The following is a 16327-nucleotide window of genomic DNA, read 5'->3' on the forward strand; positions in this document are numbered from 1 at the left end:
TAGGACCTCCTAATCAACTGCTTTCGACATGTAGAATTCTGAAATCTTCTTCCCTTGTTCGTAGTACTCCGGTGTCTGGAACTGAGTACCGTGCCAGTCAAGGAACTCCTGCCTCAACTGGTTGAAGAAACCTCGGATTTCTTTCTTGTCTTCCAAGTCATAGGACTTCATTAATGCATCATAAAGCTTATCGAACTCTTCTCTCTGTCTCTCCGGAGGACAAGCTGCATCGATCGGATCGAAGGAGTTCTGCTGAAGGTATACAGAGTCGAGAAGTTCACCCTTCTGATAGATAATATAATCTTCTGCAGATGTTCCTTCCTCGCCTACTACCTTCATCATCTGATTGATCTCATTTCCTCTTCTGAGAATAGAACGCGCCTCTTCGATGCGTCCCATATCTACAACACCAGAGTACTTTGACCATGAATCCATCGGATGAATCGCAGGGTATTTACGTGCATCAGAACGTTCTCTTGAAAGTCCATGGAATGCTCCAACTACCTTAAGTGTTGCCTGCGTTACAGGCTCCTCAAAGTTACCTCCTGCCGGTGATACTGTACCACCAATTGTTACAGATGCAATCTTACCATTCTTAAGTCGTACTTTACCAGCTCTCTCATAGAAAGAAGCGATCGTAGACTCGAGATAAGCAGGGAATGCTTCTTCACCAGGAATCTCTTCCAGACGTCCTGACATCTCACGCATCGCCTGTGCCCAACGGCTTGTGGAGTCTGCAAGAAGAAGGACATCCAGTCCCATCTGTCTGTAATACTCAGCAAGTGTAACTGCAGTATAGCAAGATGCCTCTCTGGCTGCTACCGGCATGGAAGATGTATTACAGATAATAATTGTTCTTTCCATAAGAGACCGGCCTGTCTTCGGATCTTCCAGTTCAGGGAACTCTTTTAAGATCTCTACGACCTCACCGGCACGCTCTCCACATGCTGCTACGATAACGATATCTGCTTCACCATTTTTAGCCTCCATATGCTGAAGGACTGTTTTACCTGCCCCGAAAGGTCCCGGAACACAGAACGTTCCGCCCTTTGCTACAGGAAGGAAAGCATCAATACAACGAATCTTTGTTACCAAAGGTTCATCCGGGCGAAGTCTCTCTTCATAGCATTTCACTGCCTGTTTGATCGGCTGTGTGATGACCATGCTGAGTTCTTTTTCTTCACCTTTGCTATTTGCGATCACGCAAATGGTTGCTCTTACGTGATAAGAGCCTTTTTCTTTGATTGATTTAACTGTCCAGTCACGACCTTTCAGTGTGAATGGAACCATAATTTCATGTGTAAATAATCCTTCAGGAACACTACCAATAGGATCTCCTGCTTCAACAGAATCTCCCACCTTAACAGATGGTGTAAATTCCCATTCTCTGTCCGGAATAGGATCAAGATATACACCTCTCTCAAGGAAGAAGCCACACTGCTCGGCGAGATCCGGTAATGGATTCTGAAGACCGTCAAACACCTGGGTTAACAGACCTGGGCCAAGTTCTACACTCATTAATTCGCCAGTAAACTCTACAGCGTCTCCGACTTTAATACCGTTGGACATCTCGTAGATCTGCATGCTGGCAACACCATTGTTGATTCGGATAACTTCTCCTTTGAGACGTTTTCCGTCAACAAGAATATAACCAACTTCATTTTTATGAACTGAACCATCAAAGCTGACATTTGCCAGGTTTCCATTAATACCAGTTACATATCCTGTTACTGTTTCCATCAATTCTCTCCCGTTATAAGCTATATACGCGCTGCTGTACCTGATCAAAAAGGCGTTTGAATTCCTGTTGTCCTTTTTTCTGAACGAAACAGCTCTGGCGCTCAAGCAATTTTAGTTTAATAGCATACCCGAATAAATAAGCATCATCAAAAGTATGCAAGCCTACCAATGAATCAAGAATTTCAAATTCATAATCCAGTAAGATCTTCTCTGCCTCCAGCGGATTCTTTGCGGCCAGTGCAGCTCCTGCTACCTGCGCAATGACAGAATCCTTGTCATAAGATGTCAGATAAGGTCTCCCCAGATTCATACTCCTCTGATAATTAAGTTCCCTCATAAGATTCTTATAAAAAACTGCCCACTCTTTTACGAGCGGTCCCTCTTCCGATGAAAGAGTAAGATTCTTTAGGAAATTATATTTTGATTCGCTTACATTTGACTGGCACATGCCGAGGAACTCATCATAAGTCAGCGGCATATCTCCATCTGTCTTAAGATCCGGCAGGCTCGATATCAAGTAATAATATGAAGCCATAGACACCTCCTGCTAGAAATCAAGATTTCTGAAATATGGCATCAGCATCTGCATGATTTCTTCATCCGAACAGTCAAAATAACCCGAACCATCTTTTGCCGCCAGACGGAATCCTGCCTGAACGCCTTTTGTTGGTCTGATCTCAAGACCATTCTTAATTTCTTCTGCAAGCTCTGATTTCAGTGCATCACTCACTTCTGAAACTTCAGCTGAATAATTCTGTACATCTTCCCCGACTACGACAGCGTGGATCAATTTACCAAGTGCAGCTCCTGAAAGATTATCCTTAATCTTTGCAGAAAGGATCTTTTCAAATTCAGCTTTCACCTCAGTTTTAAATGCAAGCATAGCATCTCTTTTTGCCTGCTCTGCACTGATCGCAGCACTTTCTTTAAGAATACTGATTTCTTTCTCTGAAGTCTCTTTAACACTCTTCGCTTCAGCCTTGGCATCTGCTACAATTGTTTCTGCTTTTTTCTTAGCTTCCAAAATAATTTCTTCTGCTTCTGCATTAGCCACATCAATTCCTTCTTTTCGAATTGACGAAACTAAGTCTTGAATCTGTAATTCCATAAGTTCACTTCCTTTCTTTTTAATACTTAATAAAAAGAATTTATTCTAACTATAATATAACAATCCGCCTGTCTTTCGCAAGTATTTGATGACATTTTTGCAAAATTTATTATTTATTTTATAAATTTTAGACAAAAATCACAATCTTTTTTCTACTTTTAGGTAGATGTTTTCCCGACAGGCATCTGATATCACTCGCCAGACCTTTTGATACCACGCTCCTGCCTGTGCTTCATTCTCAATTATAACCGTTGTATCTCGAAGTTCTGTCAGGCAGTCATACAGTGCATCCAGATTATTGCCAAAGTACTCAGGAAACTGAAACTGTTCTCTCAGATATAGAAATGTTTCATCTCTGTTCTCCATTCTTCCGGCATCTAATATCACTCTCATCTTTTTTATTCCTCTCCATATAACAATTCAAAATTCTCATAATGATCTTCTGTATAATAGATCAGTCCGTCATCCGAATATACTATCCTTTTTGCATTCCGATGTCCGCCTTCATAGTCAATATCACACTCGTGATAAGTACGTCCATCTGCCTCTGGAAGCACCCCCTCATAATTTCCAAAATAATCACCGCCAATGCTTTTACCCGGAGCAACCTCATCCAGATTCCCTTCCTTACTGTCCCATCCAAGATCTTGTGCTTCCTTTTTTGTGATAAAATTATCCGGCAAATGCCCAAATTCATATAAATACGCAGCAACTTCATCTTTCGACGTATACTCACCGGATTCCTCAACAGAAAGCTGCAATTCTGACAGTTCCTCACTTTGTTGACTCTGTACGGAAGTTGAATCTTCCGTAGAAACACTCTGGCCCTCACACCCCGTCAAAAGACAAAGCATCAGGAAAATGATTCCTACAATATACTGAATTTTCTTCTTCATAAATGCCTCCTGATATTATAGATTTCTACAGCATATATTATCCATTTCCATGGAAATTTAAAACTTACTGTTTCACTATTGTACCAGACATTCCATATAATCGCCAGAGCTCTCTGTCTTGTCTTCTATTATGCTTTTCGATATACTATAATCAAATCAAAAATGAGTCAGGAGGTTCTTATGGAATTATTATTAACCAGCCAGGAAGAATGTCATCGCATAGAAGTGTATAATGAATATCTGAAAAAAATCCCAGAATTACTGAAGCAGCTGGAGACTGTTGAAAAGATGTACCAGAAAGCCATTCTGGAAGAAGCTATGTTAAAAGACAAGGACCGGTCCGATCATAGCGTATTGCTGTATAGTGATCGTCTGAACCACATCAAGCAGCAATGCGAAGAACGCTCCGCAGACATTCGTCAGCAATGTCACCTGATCTTTGAATTGAAGGCTCAGATCGAGGCAGAAAGCAGCGCACTGGACGCACTGATAAACTTTTCTTAATGAAAATCGGCGTACAGAACAATCTTTTTTTGGATTAACTGCTGTACTTTTTGAATGGATTCCAGTTCACTTTTACCAAACACATATACCATAAGAGATATATCTCCATTTTTTTCATACTGCCTGAAGGACTGCCGATATTTACCTGTCGGTTTCACAGCAACAGGCAATAGTCCCTGATTAATCATTTCTGGTGGATAATATACTGCCTCTACGATCAATCCAACATGAACTGGGCCTTCCCGATACTCACCTTCCATCCCACGGATAATTGTTAATATTCTAAGCTATCCATGTTCAAAAGACAATAAGAGTTAAACTCCTGAGTCCGCTTTTCATCCGAGGTCATATCATAAGTAACCTGAATATAGTATCTCTGATTGCTGCAGGTCTTTCATAATCATCCCACTCCTTGTAGTTTTCGGATCTGCTCCTTTGTGCTGGTCCTGTGATAACCGTATACAACCATTTCGCTCTCTCTATGCTTTCCTATTATTTAAAACCAAAGACACTACTCCTGCTTCACCATACAATAGCCAATCCCTATATGTGTCTGGATACATTTATTAGAGATGTCTTTCTTTTCTATTTTTTTCCTCACAGTTGCCACATGAACCCTGAGTGAAGCAATGTCTCCCTCCAGAGAACTTCCCCATATTTCCTTCGTGATATGGGTATGGGTCAGCACTCTTCCAAGGTTTTTCGCCAACAGGCATAAAATTTTATATTCAATCGGAGTCACATGAATCTCTTCCTCTTTCACATATACTGTCTGCATTTGATAATCAATTGTTAAGCTACCATTATGAAAGACAGGAGTTCCGCCCTGCTGATTATTTTGTATGTACTGAATCCTTCGATAGTTTCCTCTGATTCTGGCAAGAAGTTCTGCTGTTGAAAATGGCTTGGTAATATAATCATCAGCCCCTACATCCAGAGCATCAATTTTATCTTTATCTTCACTTCTGGCACTTATCACAGTAATTGGGACAGTAGACCAAGAACGTATTTTCTTAATCACATCAATCCCATCTATATCAGGAAGTCCCAGATCCAAAAGAATCAGTTCCGGTGACTGCGTTGTTACCTCGATAATCGCTTGCTTCCCATTTTTTGCTACATGATATTTATAATTTTCCGTCTCAAGAGCGGTGGTAATCAGACTGCGAATAGCAAAATCATCTTCTACCACCAGAATATTTGAATTATTCATGAATCTCTACCTCCTCAGCAGGCACCGTAAAATCAAAAACGGCACCTTTCGGTTTATTGTCATAGACCGTTATTCTTCCTCCATGTGCATTGATAATTGATTTACAGAGAGCAAGCCCAAGACCCAGACTCCGTTTCGAATCTGTTATTTCATTATTTGCCGTATAAAACATTTCAAAAATATGCGGTTTATCTTCATCCGAAATTCCCTTTCCAGTATCTGCAATCTGCACATGGACAAAACTTTTTTCTTTCTTTGTAGATATCACAATCTCTCCACCTAGAGGAGTATACTTCACTGCATTATCTACAATATTGATAATTACCTGAAGGATCAGTCGTGAGTCCACATTAACGAGCTGCATCTATGATCTCTTTTTATTCACAAGATAAATACCACAAGCAACCATCATTACAGCAATAAAATATTGCCATTTCAATTCTTCTTTAAGTAGTAATGCTGAGAATATTACTCCTAAAACAGGAATCAATGCATTAAAAATTGCTATCTTACTAATCGGATGATACGAAAGCAGCTCATTATAAATAGCGAAACAAACTGCTGAAATCATGATTAACGCTATTAATACAATCATTCCTTTCACATTTACACACCAGGGACTATTTGTCCCTATGATCAAGCCAATTGCCAGAAGCAATGCTCCTCCTATCATCATACTTTGTCCTGTTGCCTGCATCATATTCATTTTCTTTGAAGCTACTCGTGTTATGACACCACCGAGTGCTGCACAACCTGCATTTAGAAGAATCATTCCGTCCCCTCTAAATGTAATATTTTCAAAGAAATCCGCTCCCGGTTGAATATTAATTGCTACAATTCCCGCAATCCCTAATACACATCCAATCATTTTAGGAAATGATACTTTGTCATCAGAAAATATAATCGTTGAGAGAATAATTAAGAAAAAACCTCCCATAGAATCCAAAATGGTAGACCTTGCACTCGGGTTATATCCCACCCCTATATATGCAAACATATAATGAAGGGTTACATTTACTATAGCAAGAAAAATCAGCCACCATAAGTCATTTTTATTTTCTAATTCCAGTTTCTTTTTTCTCAAACAGCAAAATGCCGAAACCAGCATACCTGCAAAAAAGAATCTTATTCCGGCAAATAAGACTTTTCCTCCCAAATCAGCTGAAGCTATTTGAAATTCCTGATACCCGATTTTTATAAGCGGATAAGCCAATGACCATCCAAAAGCACAAAAAATTGCCAATATGGACTTATATTTACTATTCCTAAATATTTGTTCCATTTTCCTCATCTCCATTTTTTACGGCTTCATGCTCTCGCATCCGGTATCCGATTCCTATTTCCGTCTCTATATACTCCGGTTTTGCCGGATTCCGTTCGATTTTTCTTCGGGTGGAAGCCATTACAGAACGAAGTACCTGTGTATCTTCCCCGTATCCTTCTCCCCATATCTTCCGTAAAATCGTATGGTAGGTAAGTACCTTTCCCGGATTCTGCATAAATAAAAGCAACAGCTGATATTCCAAAGGGGTCAGATGAATCTCCTTGTCATCCTTATAGGCAATATGCGCCCCATTATCCAGTTTCAGATCTCCATTTACATATACGGTATCATCAGGTCTTTCCTCTGATTCCGAATGATTCATACGATAGTAATGCCGCAGTGCCACCCGGATTCTGGCCATCAGCTCTGTTGCAGAAAAAGGTTTCGTCAGATAGTCATCCGCGCCATCATCCAAAGCCGCAGCCTTTTCTTTATCCTGATCCCTTGCAGAAACGATAATGATAGGAACTTCTGACCATTCCCGGATTTTATGGAGTACTTCCATTCCATCCATATCCGGAAGGCCCAGATCCAATAAGATCAGATCTGCATTTTTCCTTACCATATAGGAGATGCCATCTTTCCCATTCACTACACCTTCCACAGAAAAACCTGCATTTTCCAATGTATAAACCATAAAATTCTGTATCTGTACATCATCTTCTATAATCAGTATTTTTTCTTTAAACAATTTCACTTTCTCCTTCCGTAAGCGGTAATGTAAAGAGAAACTCTGCTCCCTTTCTATCCGTCCGGTTCCGTCCGGTAATTGTTCCTCCATGGGCATTTATCACCGTTTCACAGATTGTAAGCCCCAGCCCGATTCCTCTTTTCACATCAGCCGAACGGGCTTTAGACGCATAAAATATTTTAAACAAATTAGAAACATCTGCTTCTGCAATTCCCTCTCCTTCGTCTCGGACAGAAACCAGTAGTTCATCTTCTGTGTAACTGGCAGAAACAGTAATGGCTTCCTGCGGTCTTGTGTGTTTTACTGCATTGTCCAACAGATTGGTAATTACCTGCTCAATCAGCTTTGCATCCATGGGCACTAACCGAAACTCTTCCGGTATCTCTACCTGTATCGCACGATCCGGGAAAATTCGTTCCACATGAGCAACCGCACATCCAATCACTTCTTCGATTGCTTCCATTTCCTTATGTATCACAATTTTACCATCCTGCAGTCTGGTCAGACTTAAGATATTTTCTACTAAAGATTTCAGCCAGTCGGCATCCTGATAAATACCTTGAAGCAGTTCCTGACGTCTGTCTTCTTTGTCTGTCATATCCATCAGCATTTCCGAAGTTCCCATAATGCCTGATAACGGCGTCCGAAGATCTGTATATTTCTTCCGAATCTCTTCTGCATCCGGCAATCCTCTGTGAATCTGTTCTTTTCCTGACTGCTGAATGTAGATCGGTGCAGACTGTCTTCCAATATAAATACATCCAACATTTATCTGAAGAAGATGGCTGATACTTTCTGCAGCGATTTTCAGAACTGCTTCTATATCTGAAGCATCCGACAGTTTACTGGAGAGCATATATAAAATCTGGCTTTCTTTTCCTCTTTCATTAAAAGTTTTTCTTTTGTTGTCAGGGCACTCGTAAGAATGGAAGTTGTCAGCATGATTGAAAAAGTAACCAGATACTCCGGATCATTTACAGCAAGCGTATGATAGGGTTCTGTAAAAAAATAATTATAACATAGTAATGAAACTACCGCTGATAAAATCCCATACTGATATCCTGATGTAAATCTTGCAACCAAAAGAACAGCCAAAAGATACATCACTACAATGTTAGTCTCTGGAAATCCCAGTCCTGTAAATATCTTTCCAAGTATGGTAGCTACAAAGACAACTGCCGCCAGTTTTAACAGACTCAACAGTACTTCTTTTGTTTTACTCATTACAATCGCCTCTTTATTATCGTATTTTCCCCATTAAGTAAAGCACACACAGGCTGTTTTTCAATCCCATGAAACATGGCATTCAAGTTCACAAAATCTTCACAGAATTATTAGCACTCTCTATTGACGAGTGCTAATCCGTGTGTTATATTACACGTAGAACAAAGGAAGAGGAACTGATTTCTCTTCCTGATATTCATAAATCAACACTTCGGGTTTCTCCGATAGTGCAAACTTTAGTTTATGTCATGAAAGGAGATATGACTTATGTTAATGCCTAGTATTTTTGGAGAAAGTTTATTTGATGATTTTTTGGATGATTTTGCTTTCCCGGACATCGATAAAAAATTGTATGGGAAACATGCTCCCCATATCATGAAGACCGATGTGAAGGAAAAAGACAACACTTACGAAGTGGCCATTGATCTTCCGGGATTTAAGAAAGACGAGATTCAGATTCAGCTTGAAAATGGTTACATAACCGTAAGTGCGGCAAAAGGTCTGGATAAAGACGAAAAAGATAAGGAAGGAAAATATATCCGCCGCGAGCGTTATGCCGGAAATGTAAGCAGAAGCTTTTATGTAGGAAATAATGTTCAGAGAGAAGACATCCATCCGAAATTTGAAAATGGTATTCTTTCCTTTACTGTTCCAAAAGAGCGGAAGGCAGTAGAAAACAACTCACATTATATTGCCATCGAAGGTTAATCTCAAACGGGCAGGGAATAAAACCCCTGCCTGTTTTAAAAGCTAAATACAAGCAGGAAAGAGGTTTTTGATATGAGTAAAACGACATCAAGAGTATTATGGATTTTAGCCGGAATTTTTCTGATTATAATCGGGATCGGATGTTTGAGGAATCCTGGAGAAATTCTTTATGGTCTTCCCATTATCTTTGGAGTTGCCATGATGTTTTCCGGCATTATAGATATTGTGATATTTGCAGCCGGTCATGATTATATGGCAGGCTCTGGCTGGTTTCTTGCTGACGGCATTCTGACCATACTGATGTCTTTATTCATTTTGGGAAATGGATGGTTTACAGCAATGACTATTTCCTTTATTTTAGGAATGTGGCTGATTTTTTCAGGTATCACCAAACTGGTTAATTCTTTCGACCTTCAAAAACTGGGAGTAAAGGGCTGGGGCTGGTTTACAGTACTTGGAATCCTGCTGACTGTGATTGGTTTTCTGTCATTCACACATCCATTTGCAAGTATTGCAGCTATGGCCTGGGTAATCGGATTTTTCTTGATCCTACAGGGTATTGTATCTGTTATGCGTGGATGCTTTTCCAATCGCTTCTGGATGTAAAATATAACAAAAATAACATTGCCAAGGAGGAAAAAGGCACCTCTTCATATAGATTCGGCTGCATACAAAATTGTGTGCAGCCTTTTTTAACGAATACCTAATTTCAAAAACAATTCTCTTACTCTCTACGGATAATCTTATCCTACAACAATTTTTTCTTTTTAAAATAAATAAGTTCCAGAATAATTGTTATTACTGCAATTGAAATCACTGCAACATATCCGTATTTCCACTGCAGCTCTGGCATATTTACAAAATTCATACCATACCATCCAGTCAAAAGTGTCAAAGGAAGGAATAACGTTGTGACAACCGTCAGAATACACATAATCTTATTCTGCTGTGCATCTTGCTGAGATTGGTACAATTCCCGTAACTGTAGTATATTCTCCCGAAGCAACTGTACATGGTTTTGCAGCCGTTCTGTACGAAGTGCATAACGATTCCACTGTTCTGTATTACAGATGATAGAAATTCCATCTTGAGACTGGAGCAGATCACCAATCACAGTAAGTTGCTCATAATAGGCATCCAACTCCGAAAGTCTTTGACGATACCTTGTAAGTACTGTAAAGAAATCATCCGGAACATTTTTTATGAGCTGGTCTTCCATCTTTTCAATCTCTTTTTCTAAATGTAACAGATACAAAAGATCATTTTCAATCATCACTTCCATCATCTTAAGAAGAAACTGATCCGGCGATTTCAACTGCTGAAACTGTTCTTCTTTTTTCTCTATCCAGTGTTTCAGATCCCCATTGCACTCAATTAAAAAAAGTTCTTTATCTGTCATGTAAAATCCACAGGAAATCTGAGATGTACGTTTTTCATTTTTTTTCGGTACTCGCAAAGTTCCCAGAATACAATCCTGATACACTTCTGCTTTGCAGTATCGGATTGATCTGATACTGTGTAATAATTCTTTATCATGCGGAAAATCCTTCTTCAATTCTCGAAATTCATCTTCCTTTATGATCGTAAGGAACTGCAACTTCTTCATAGAATCTCTCATACTCCTTTCTTCCTTTATTCTTCTCTAGTAAATCAGGATACTCTTTATTTTTATGAAATGCAAATACGAATTGGCAGGAACTGTCACAAGCACAATAACCAAATAGCAACATCAGACATATTTATATCGCATTCAGATGCCCAAATACATTCTTATAAAATTTTTAGTACTTTTTTAGTACCAAGAGAAAAGAAATGATTTTTTTGATTTTTCCAAGAAATAATTTAGAATAAAAAAACACCACAAAGCCTATAATCCAAGCTTTGTGGTATTCATGAGTCCCAGTCGGAGTGACGTGATTCGAACACGCGACCTCTACGTCCCGAACGTAGCGCTCTACCAAGCTGAGCCACACTCCGATAAAAGAACCGGACATCTTACAAAAGACATCCGGCGCCCCTGCCAAGGAACTACGGATAGAGGACTCGAACCTCTACTAACAGAGTCAGAGTCTGCTGTGCTGCCATTACACCAATCCGCAATGTGTTTCCAGCGAACATGTTATATTATACCAAGTTTTTCAAAAAAAGCAACCCCTTTTTTTATTTTTTTCAACTTTTTTTCATTTTTCTCGATTTTTTCCTCGACCTAAAAACCACTGCGCGCACTCCCCACACGAGAACTTCCTACAGTTTGAGAATGTCAGGTGTTAGGATAGGCACCGGACACTCAAGCATCCTGAGCGATCCTAACGCCATGACTTCTCAACCCACAAACTTTCTCTCCTTAGATCCTCTTTATTCTCTCAATTGCTGCTACGGTATTCTCATAAGAACCAAATGCAGTCAGTCTGAAGTATCCTTCTCCGCTTGGACCGAATCCTGATCCAGGAGTACCTACTACATTTGCTTTTTCCAGCAGATAATCAAAGAATTCCCAGGAGGTCATTCCATCTGGAGTCTGCAGCCAGATATATGGTGCATTGACACCACCAGATACGTTATAACCAGCTTCTTTTAATCCTTCATAGATTGTCTTTGCATTCTTCATATAATAAGCGACCTGCTCTTTTAACTGGGCTTTTCCGGCTTCTGAGTATACTGCCTCTCCGGCTTTCTGTACGATGTATGGAGCTCCATTATATTTTGTGCCGTGACGTCTTGCCCACAGAGAATGCAACATCACATCTCCACTCTTTACGTCTTTTGGAATAACGGTTGCGCCAAGTCTTACTCCTGTAAATCCTGCATTCTTCGAGAAACTTCTAAGCTCGATTGCGCAGGTTCTTGCACCTTCACACTCGTAGATACTGTGTGGAACATTTTCTTCGGAAATATATGCTTCATAAGCTGCATCGTAGATGATAACTGCACCAACTTTATTGGCATAATCAACCCATTCCTGCAACTGATCTTTGGTAATCGTTGATCCTGTTGGATTATTCGGGAAGCACAGATAGATGATATCCGGTGTCTCTTTTGGAAGTTCCGGTGCAAAGTTCGTCTCTTTGGTACATGGCATGTAGATGACATTGCTCCAGGTCTCTGTCTTTGCATCGTAAGTACCTGTACGTCCAGCCATTACGTTTGTATCTACATATACTGGATATACCGGGTCACATACGGCAATCTTATTATCTTTTGCAAAGATTTCCTGAATATTACCAGAGTCACATTTTGCTCCATCGGAAATAAAGATCTCATCTGCCTTAATATCGCATCCTTTGTCCTGATAATCATTTTTTGCCATAGCGCTTCTTAAGAATTCGTATCCAAGATCCGGTGCATATCCATGGAAAGTCTCAGCATGCGCCATCTCATCTACCGCACTGTGTAAAGCATCAATGATTGCAGGTGCCAATGGCTGAGTTACATCTCCGATTCCAAGACGTATAATACTTTTATCTGGATTTGCCTCCTGAAAAGCTGCTACTTTCTTACCAATCGTCGAAAAAAGATAACTTCCTGGTAATTTCAAATAATCTTCGTTTACTTTAAACATTGTTCTTTCTCCTTCTCTTTTTCTCATATACATTGATTCTAAGCTATAGAATGCCAGAAATATCAATCTCTCCATCGAATACGGTTGCTGCAGGTCCTGTCATATAGACCTTGTCGGCTTCCTGATCCCATTCAATCTGCAGATCTCCACCTAATAACTGAATCGTTACTTTATGATCGGTCAGACCATTCAAGATACTGGATACAGCCACTGCACAAGCTCCGGTTCCACATGCCAGTGTCTCTCCGGAACCTCTCTCCCACACACGCATTTCTACCGTCTGTCTGTCAATGACTCTGGCAAATTCTGTGTTGATTCGCTTTGGAAAACGTTCATGATTCTCGAATTTTGGTCCGATTTTTTCGATATCAAGTCCTTTTACATCGTCCATATATACCACCGCATGCGGATTTCCCATGGATACACCTGTCATCCGATATTCCATCTGATCTACTACGATTGGCTCGTTGACCACACGGTTCCCCTCTGCAATAATTGGAATATTTTCCGGTTTTAATTCCGGTCTGCCCATATCGACCTTGACCAACGCTACTTTTCCATCTTTTACTGTGAGATCCAGATATTTAATACCTCCAAGGGTCTCTACAGAGATACTTGTCTTATCTGTAAGTCCATAATCATATACATATTTTGCAACACAGCGGATTCCGTTACCACACATCTCGCCCCTCGAACCATCTGCGTTATACATCTCCATCTCAAAATCTGCCACTTCTGACGGGTTTATCATAATCAATCCATCAGATCCGATTCCGAAATGTCTGTCACTCACATACTTCGCAACTTCCGGAGGATTCTCAATCTTTTCCCGGAAACAATTTACATAGACATAATCATTTCCCAGTCCCTGCATCTTTGTAAACTTCATATTAATCTCCTTATTCCTATTCGGCCATAATGCTTAATACCATCTCTGCTGTCTCGACCATATTCGTTCCGCTGTCCATACTACTCTTCTGTAGATATCTGTGCGCTTCTTCCTCTGACATATTATTACGCGCCATCAACAATTCCTTAGCTTTATTAATCAAAGCCTGCTGTTCTGGATTCCGGTTCTTCTGCTGTAACTTTCTCTTCTTCCGCCTTCTGTCTATGGAACGAAGCATCATCTCCATCGTATTGATCAGATCATATACTTTAATCGGCATTGACAATCCTACAACCCCTTCGATCAGACCATTGCTCCATTTTTCCTGAGACGCGATTAATAACATCTCAAAATTATCCGGCAGATATTCACGAAGTTCCGTGTACATCATATCCTTCAGCTTATAGCCACATATCACTATTCCTTCATCTACAGTATCTGCATAATGCATTGCCTGGGCACCTGTAGTGCATACCCCGGTCACATCCATGCCTCCTCGTACTAACAGGTTGCGAATATTCGTTGCATTATCCCGATTTGGAAATACAACAATAATACCAACCAAACTTACACCCCCTGTTATCTCCGTCTTCCTTTGAATTGTCTACGTGTTTCAACAGGAGTATTTACAGGCGGTGTAAGTACTTGCCAAGCTCCCATTCTGTAACCTGTGCACGATAATCTTCATATTCTTTTGTCTTTGCTTTAATATATTTCTTTGACAGATCTTCTCCCAAGACATCCTGAATAAAGGCATCTTTTTCGAATTCTTTTGCTGCTTCCAGAAGACTTCCCGGAAGATTCTCGATTCCTGCATCCATTCTCTCCTGTTCTGTCATCTCATAGATATTACAGTCAATACTGTGAGGAGGCATAATCTCATGCTTAATTCCATCCAGCCCTGCTGCCAGACATACCGCAAGAGCCAGATATGGATTTGCTGAAGGATCCGGGCTTCTAAGTTCCACTCTTGTTCCTTCTCCCCGGCTTCCCGGAATCCGAATCAATGGTGTCCTGTTCTTTGCAGACCACGCAATATAAACCGGAGCTTCATATCCTGGAATCAGACGTTTATAGGAATTTACGATTGGATTCGTAATAAAACTGATTGCCTTCATATGCTTCATGATTCCACCTATAAAGTAATATGCCTCTTTACTCAACCCATTTGAATCCTTTTTATCCTGGAATGCATTGATTCCATCTCTGCTCAGCGACATATTCAGATGCATTCCTGAACCATTGATTCCATATTTTGGTTTTGGCATAAATGTAGCATGCAGACCGTGGCGCTTTGCAATTGTCTTCACGACCAGTTTAAATGTCATAATATTATCCGCGGTTGCCAATGCCTCATCATAGCGGAAATCAATCTCATGCTGTGCCGGTGCCACTTCGTGATGGGATGCTTCAATCTCAAAGTCCATATCTTCCAAAGTTAATACCATGTCTCGTCTTGCATTTTCTCCCAGGTCTAAAGGTCCCAGATCAAAGTAACTTGCACATTCGTGTGACAAAGTCGTCGGAAGGCCATCATCATCGGTATGGAACAGGAAAAATTCACATTCCGGTCCTACATTAAATTCATACCCCATGCTTCTGGCTTCCGTCATAACTTTTTTCAAGATATATCTCGGATCACTCTCAAAAGCAGTTCCGTCCGTCTTATATACATCACAGATCAACCTCGCTACCTTCCCCTGTTGTGGTCTCCACGGAAAGATCTCAAAAGTATTCAAATCTGGATAAAGATACATATCCGATTCTTCAATCCTTGCGAATCCTTCTATGGAAGAGCCATCAAACATAATCTGATTATCCAATGCCTTCTCCAACTGACTGGTGGTAATTGCAACATTCTTCATTGTTCCAAAGATATCTGTGAACTGCAGGCGGATAAATCCCACATCCTCTTCTTCCACCATTCTCAAAATATCTTTTCTCGTATAATTATTCATGATTTTTTCCTCCTAATTATATAAGTACTTCTTCCAGATGTCTTTTCTTATCTGCCTGATTTATATAAAAATGGGCGCTCTCATGCCATGATGAAAACGCCTTTGTTTTACTTCTTAGATTATAGATAGAAAAAGGCACTTTGTCAACGTGACAAAATGCCTAAGATTCTGCAAATCATGCTCTAATCTTCGTCATCTAACCAATAGCCGTCATCCGTCTGTACATAAGAATTCCCATTATTGTTGCCACAGCTGATTCCCCTTTTAATCGGAGCCAGCAAAAATCCATACACAATTCCTGCCAGCACTGCGCATAAGATTACCAGTACTTTCTCTGCAGGGGTCCAGTCTCTTGCCAGAAAATCCTTTATACTTTGCCATATTTCTTTCATAGTGATACCTCCTTTATTCATTATATATACCCTTCATTTTCTGATTACATATACCTGTGTTCATTATAGCAGATTTTGCTCTTTGACAAAAGCAAATATTACATTTCCGAATTGAAATATC

At 40.1% G+C, this 16327-nt stretch carries 20 protein-coding genes, 2 tRNA genes and 2 pseudogenes; 3 read left to right on the forward strand and 21 right to left on the reverse strand.

From position 1 onward, the window contains the following. Positions 1 to 9: 9 nt before the first annotated feature. The 5 genes from ACQRD1_RS10770 to ACQRD1_RS10790 all read right to left on the reverse strand — a co-directional run bounded on the left by ACQRD1_RS10770 (position 10) and on the right by ACQRD1_RS10790 (position 3744). On the reverse strand, positions 10 to 1740 hold the full coding sequence (locus tag ACQRD1_RS10770) for a V-type ATP synthase subunit A (protein WP_235232657.1): 1731 nt from the start codon (positions 1738 to 1740) through the stop codon (positions 10 to 12). A 13-nt stretch (positions 1741 to 1753) separates the two neighbouring features. Next, positions 1754 to 2275 (reverse strand): DUF2764 family protein, encoded by a 522-nt coding sequence (locus ACQRD1_RS10775; protein WP_235232658.1) that lies wholly within the window; start codon positions 2273 to 2275, stop codon positions 1754 to 1756. Positions 2276 to 2287: 12 nt separating this feature from the next. Beyond that, on the reverse strand, positions 2288 to 2848 hold the full coding sequence (locus ACQRD1_RS10780; RefSeq protein WP_235232659.1) for a hypothetical protein: 561 nt from the start codon (positions 2846 to 2848) through the stop codon (positions 2288 to 2290). A 138-nt stretch (positions 2849 to 2986) separates the two neighbouring features. Continuing rightward, a complete protein-coding gene (locus ACQRD1_RS10785) occupies positions 2987 to 3241 on the reverse strand; it encodes a barstar family protein (protein ID WP_235232660.1) in 255 nt (84 codons plus the stop codon). Between the two features lie 5 nt (positions 3242 to 3246). Then, positions 3247 to 3744 (reverse strand): ribonuclease domain-containing protein, encoded by a 498-nt coding sequence (locus ACQRD1_RS10790; RefSeq protein ID WP_235232661.1) that lies wholly within the window; start codon positions 3742 to 3744, stop codon positions 3247 to 3249. Positions 3745 to 3924: 180 nt separating this feature from the next. Here ACQRD1_RS10790 and ACQRD1_RS10795 point away from each other — a divergent pair, with 180 nt between their 5' ends. After that, positions 3925 to 4248, forward strand: coding sequence for a hypothetical protein (locus tag ACQRD1_RS10795; RefSeq protein WP_235232662.1), 324 nt, complete (start codon positions 3925 to 3927; stop codon positions 4246 to 4248). Here ACQRD1_RS10795 and ACQRD1_RS10800 read toward each other — a convergent pair. The 8 genes and pseudogenes from ACQRD1_RS10800 to ACQRD1_RS10835 all read right to left on the reverse strand — a co-directional run bounded on the left by ACQRD1_RS10800 (position 4245) and on the right by ACQRD1_RS10835 (position 8700). Continuing rightward, positions 4245 to 4508 carry a hypothetical protein gene (locus tag ACQRD1_RS10800; protein WP_427787545.1) on the reverse strand — a complete coding sequence of 88 codons (264 nt, stop codon included), beginning with the start codon at positions 4506 to 4508 and terminating at the stop codon, positions 4245 to 4247. The two genes, ACQRD1_RS10795 and ACQRD1_RS10800, sit on opposite strands and share 4 nt — an antisense overlap. A gap of 50 nt (positions 4509 to 4558) precedes the next feature. Further along, positions 4559 to 4630: pseudogene (locus tag ACQRD1_RS10805) on the reverse strand (ATPase); the annotation flags it as partial. Positions 4631 to 4759: 129 nt separating this feature from the next. Beyond that, a complete protein-coding gene (locus ACQRD1_RS10810; RefSeq protein ID WP_347376345.1) occupies positions 4760 to 5461 on the reverse strand; it encodes a response regulator transcription factor in 702 nt (233 codons plus the stop codon). Further along, positions 5454 to 5819, reverse strand: a pseudogene (locus ACQRD1_RS10815) (sensor histidine kinase); the annotation flags it as partial. The gene ACQRD1_RS10810 and the pseudogene ACQRD1_RS10815, both read right to left, overlap by 8 nt. A gap of 6 nt (positions 5820 to 5825) precedes the next feature. Further along, a complete protein-coding gene (locus ACQRD1_RS10820; RefSeq protein WP_427787547.1) occupies positions 5826 to 6743 on the reverse strand; it encodes a DMT family transporter in 918 nt (305 codons plus the stop codon). Continuing rightward, positions 6727 to 7482, reverse strand: a complete 756-nt coding sequence (locus tag ACQRD1_RS10825; RefSeq protein WP_427787549.1) for a response regulator transcription factor — start codon at positions 7480 to 7482, stop codon at positions 6727 to 6729. Before ACQRD1_RS10825 ends, ACQRD1_RS10820 begins: the two co-directional genes overlap by 17 nt. Then, positions 7469 to 8332 carry a sensor histidine kinase gene (locus ACQRD1_RS10830; protein WP_427787551.1) on the reverse strand — a complete coding sequence of 288 codons (864 nt, stop codon included), beginning with the start codon at positions 8330 to 8332 and terminating at the stop codon, positions 7469 to 7471. The genes ACQRD1_RS10825 and ACQRD1_RS10830 overlap by 14 nt, the downstream gene beginning before the upstream one ends. After that, positions 8296 to 8700 carry a DUF4118 domain-containing protein gene (locus tag ACQRD1_RS10835; RefSeq protein WP_235232667.1) on the reverse strand — a complete coding sequence of 135 codons (405 nt, stop codon included), beginning with the start codon at positions 8698 to 8700 and terminating at the stop codon, positions 8296 to 8298. The genes ACQRD1_RS10830 and ACQRD1_RS10835 overlap by 37 nt, the downstream gene beginning before the upstream one ends. Positions 8701 to 8967: 267 nt before the next feature. On the opposite strand from ACQRD1_RS10835, the gene ACQRD1_RS10840 reads away from it, so the two are divergent. Beyond that, on the forward strand, positions 8968 to 9408 hold the full coding sequence (locus ACQRD1_RS10840) for an Hsp20/alpha crystallin family protein (protein ID WP_235232668.1): 441 nt from the start codon (positions 8968 to 8970) through the stop codon (positions 9406 to 9408). Between the two features lie 72 nt (positions 9409 to 9480). Further along, positions 9481 to 10014, forward strand: coding sequence for an HdeD family acid-resistance protein (locus ACQRD1_RS10845; RefSeq protein WP_235232669.1), 534 nt, complete (start codon positions 9481 to 9483; stop codon positions 10012 to 10014). Positions 10015 to 10156: 142 nt separating this feature from the next. Here ACQRD1_RS10845 and ACQRD1_RS10850 read toward each other — a convergent pair whose 3' ends face one another. From ACQRD1_RS10850 to ACQRD1_RS10885, 8 genes are all read right to left on the reverse strand, one after another. Next, positions 10157 to 11026: a magnesium transporter CorA family protein gene (locus ACQRD1_RS10850; RefSeq protein WP_347376340.1), complete on the reverse strand. Its 870-nt coding sequence runs from the start codon at positions 11024 to 11026 to the stop codon at positions 10157 to 10159. A gap of 285 nt (positions 11027 to 11311) precedes the next feature. Next, positions 11312 to 11385 (reverse strand) — tRNA-Pro (locus tag ACQRD1_RS10855). Positions 11386 to 11436: 51 nt separating this feature from the next. After that, positions 11437 to 11507: transfer RNA gene (locus tag ACQRD1_RS10860), tRNA-Gln, on the reverse strand. A 245-nt stretch (positions 11508 to 11752) separates the two neighbouring features. After that, the gene (locus tag ACQRD1_RS10865) at positions 11753 to 12967 is read right to left on the reverse strand and encodes an LL-diaminopimelate aminotransferase (protein WP_427787555.1); all 1215 of its coding nucleotides are present in this window, start codon (positions 12965 to 12967) and stop codon (positions 11753 to 11755) included. A gap of 43 nt (positions 12968 to 13010) precedes the next feature. Further along, positions 13011 to 13856, reverse strand: coding sequence for a diaminopimelate epimerase (dapF, locus tag ACQRD1_RS10870; RefSeq protein WP_235232672.1), 846 nt, complete (start codon positions 13854 to 13856; stop codon positions 13011 to 13013). A gap of 16 nt (positions 13857 to 13872) precedes the next feature. Next, positions 13873 to 14421, reverse strand: coding sequence for an ANTAR domain-containing response regulator (locus ACQRD1_RS10875; RefSeq protein WP_235232673.1), 549 nt, complete (start codon positions 14419 to 14421; stop codon positions 13873 to 13875). 61 nt (positions 14422 to 14482) lie between these two features. Further along, entirely contained in the window at positions 14483 to 15814 is a 1332-nt protein-coding gene (locus ACQRD1_RS10880) for a glutamine synthetase family protein (RefSeq protein WP_235232674.1), read from the reverse strand. 182 nt (positions 15815 to 15996) lie between these two features. After that, entirely contained in the window at positions 15997 to 16206 is a 210-nt protein-coding gene (locus tag ACQRD1_RS10885) for a hypothetical protein (RefSeq protein WP_235232675.1), read from the reverse strand. Positions 16207 to 16327 lie beyond the last annotated feature (121 nt).

This window comes from Bariatricus sp. SGI.019 (assembly GCF_050315235.1).
In the GTDB taxonomy this organism is placed as follows: Bacteria; Bacillota; Clostridia; order Lachnospirales; family Lachnospiraceae; genus JAFBIX01.

Bases quoted from the DNA above. Each gene is read 5' to 3' on its own strand.
- dapF (WP_235232672.1), bottom strand. From the start codon at position 13,856: ATGAAGTTTACAAAGATGCAGGGACTGGGAAATGATTATGTCTATGTA.
- ACQRD1_RS10845 (WP_235232669.1), top strand. From the start codon at position 9,481: ATGAGTAAAACGACATCAAGAGTATTATGGATTTTAGCCGGAATTTTT.
- ACQRD1_RS10790 (WP_235232661.1), bottom strand. From the start codon at position 3,744: ATGAAGAAGAAAATTCAGTATATTGTAGGAATCATTTTCCTGATGCTT.
- ACQRD1_RS10885 (WP_235232675.1), bottom strand. From the start codon at position 16,206: ATGAAAGAAATATGGCAAAGTATAAAGGATTTTCTGGCAAGAGACTGG.
- ACQRD1_RS10865 (WP_427787555.1), bottom strand. From the start codon at position 12,967: ATGTTTAAAGTAAACGAAGATTATTTGAAATTACCAGGAAGTTATCTT.
- ACQRD1_RS10820 (WP_427787547.1), bottom strand. From the start codon at position 6,743: ATGGAACAAATATTTAGGAATAGTAAATATAAGTCCATATTGGCAATT.
- ACQRD1_RS10770 (WP_235232657.1), bottom strand. From the start codon at position 1,740: ATGGAAACAGTAACAGGATATGTAACTGGTATTAATGGAAACCTGGCA.
- ACQRD1_RS10775 (WP_235232658.1), bottom strand. From the start codon at position 2,275: ATGGCTTCATATTATTACTTGATATCGAGCCTGCCGGATCTTAAGACA.
- ACQRD1_RS10810 (WP_347376345.1), bottom strand. From the start codon at position 5,461: ATGAATAATTCAAATATTCTGGTGGTAGAAGATGATTTTGCTATTCGC.
- ACQRD1_RS10835 (WP_235232667.1), bottom strand. From the start codon at position 8,700: ATGAGTAAAACAAAAGAAGTACTGTTGAGTCTGTTAAAACTGGCGGCA.
- ACQRD1_RS10830 (WP_427787551.1), bottom strand. From the start codon at position 8,332: ATGCTCTCCAGTAAACTGTCGGATGCTTCAGATATAGAAGCAGTTCTG.
- ACQRD1_RS10795 (WP_235232662.1), top strand. From the start codon at position 3,925: ATGGAATTATTATTAACCAGCCAGGAAGAATGTCATCGCATAGAAGTG.
- ACQRD1_RS10800 (WP_427787545.1), bottom strand. From the start codon at position 4,508: ATGGAAGGTGAGTATCGGGAAGGCCCAGTTCATGTTGGATTGATCGTA.
- ACQRD1_RS10840 (WP_235232668.1), top strand. From the start codon at position 8,968: ATGTTAATGCCTAGTATTTTTGGAGAAAGTTTATTTGATGATTTTTTG.
- ACQRD1_RS10780 (WP_235232659.1), bottom strand. From the start codon at position 2,848: ATGGAATTACAGATTCAAGACTTAGTTTCGTCAATTCGAAAAGAAGGA.
- ACQRD1_RS10785 (WP_235232660.1), bottom strand. From the start codon at position 3,241: ATGAGAGTGATATTAGATGCCGGAAGAATGGAGAACAGAGATGAAACA.
- ACQRD1_RS10850 (WP_347376340.1), bottom strand. From the start codon at position 11,026: ATGAGAGATTCTATGAAGAAGTTGCAGTTCCTTACGATCATAAAGGAA.
- ACQRD1_RS10880 (WP_235232674.1), bottom strand. From the start codon at position 15,814: ATGAATAATTATACGAGAAAAGATATTTTGAGAATGGTGGAAGAAGAG.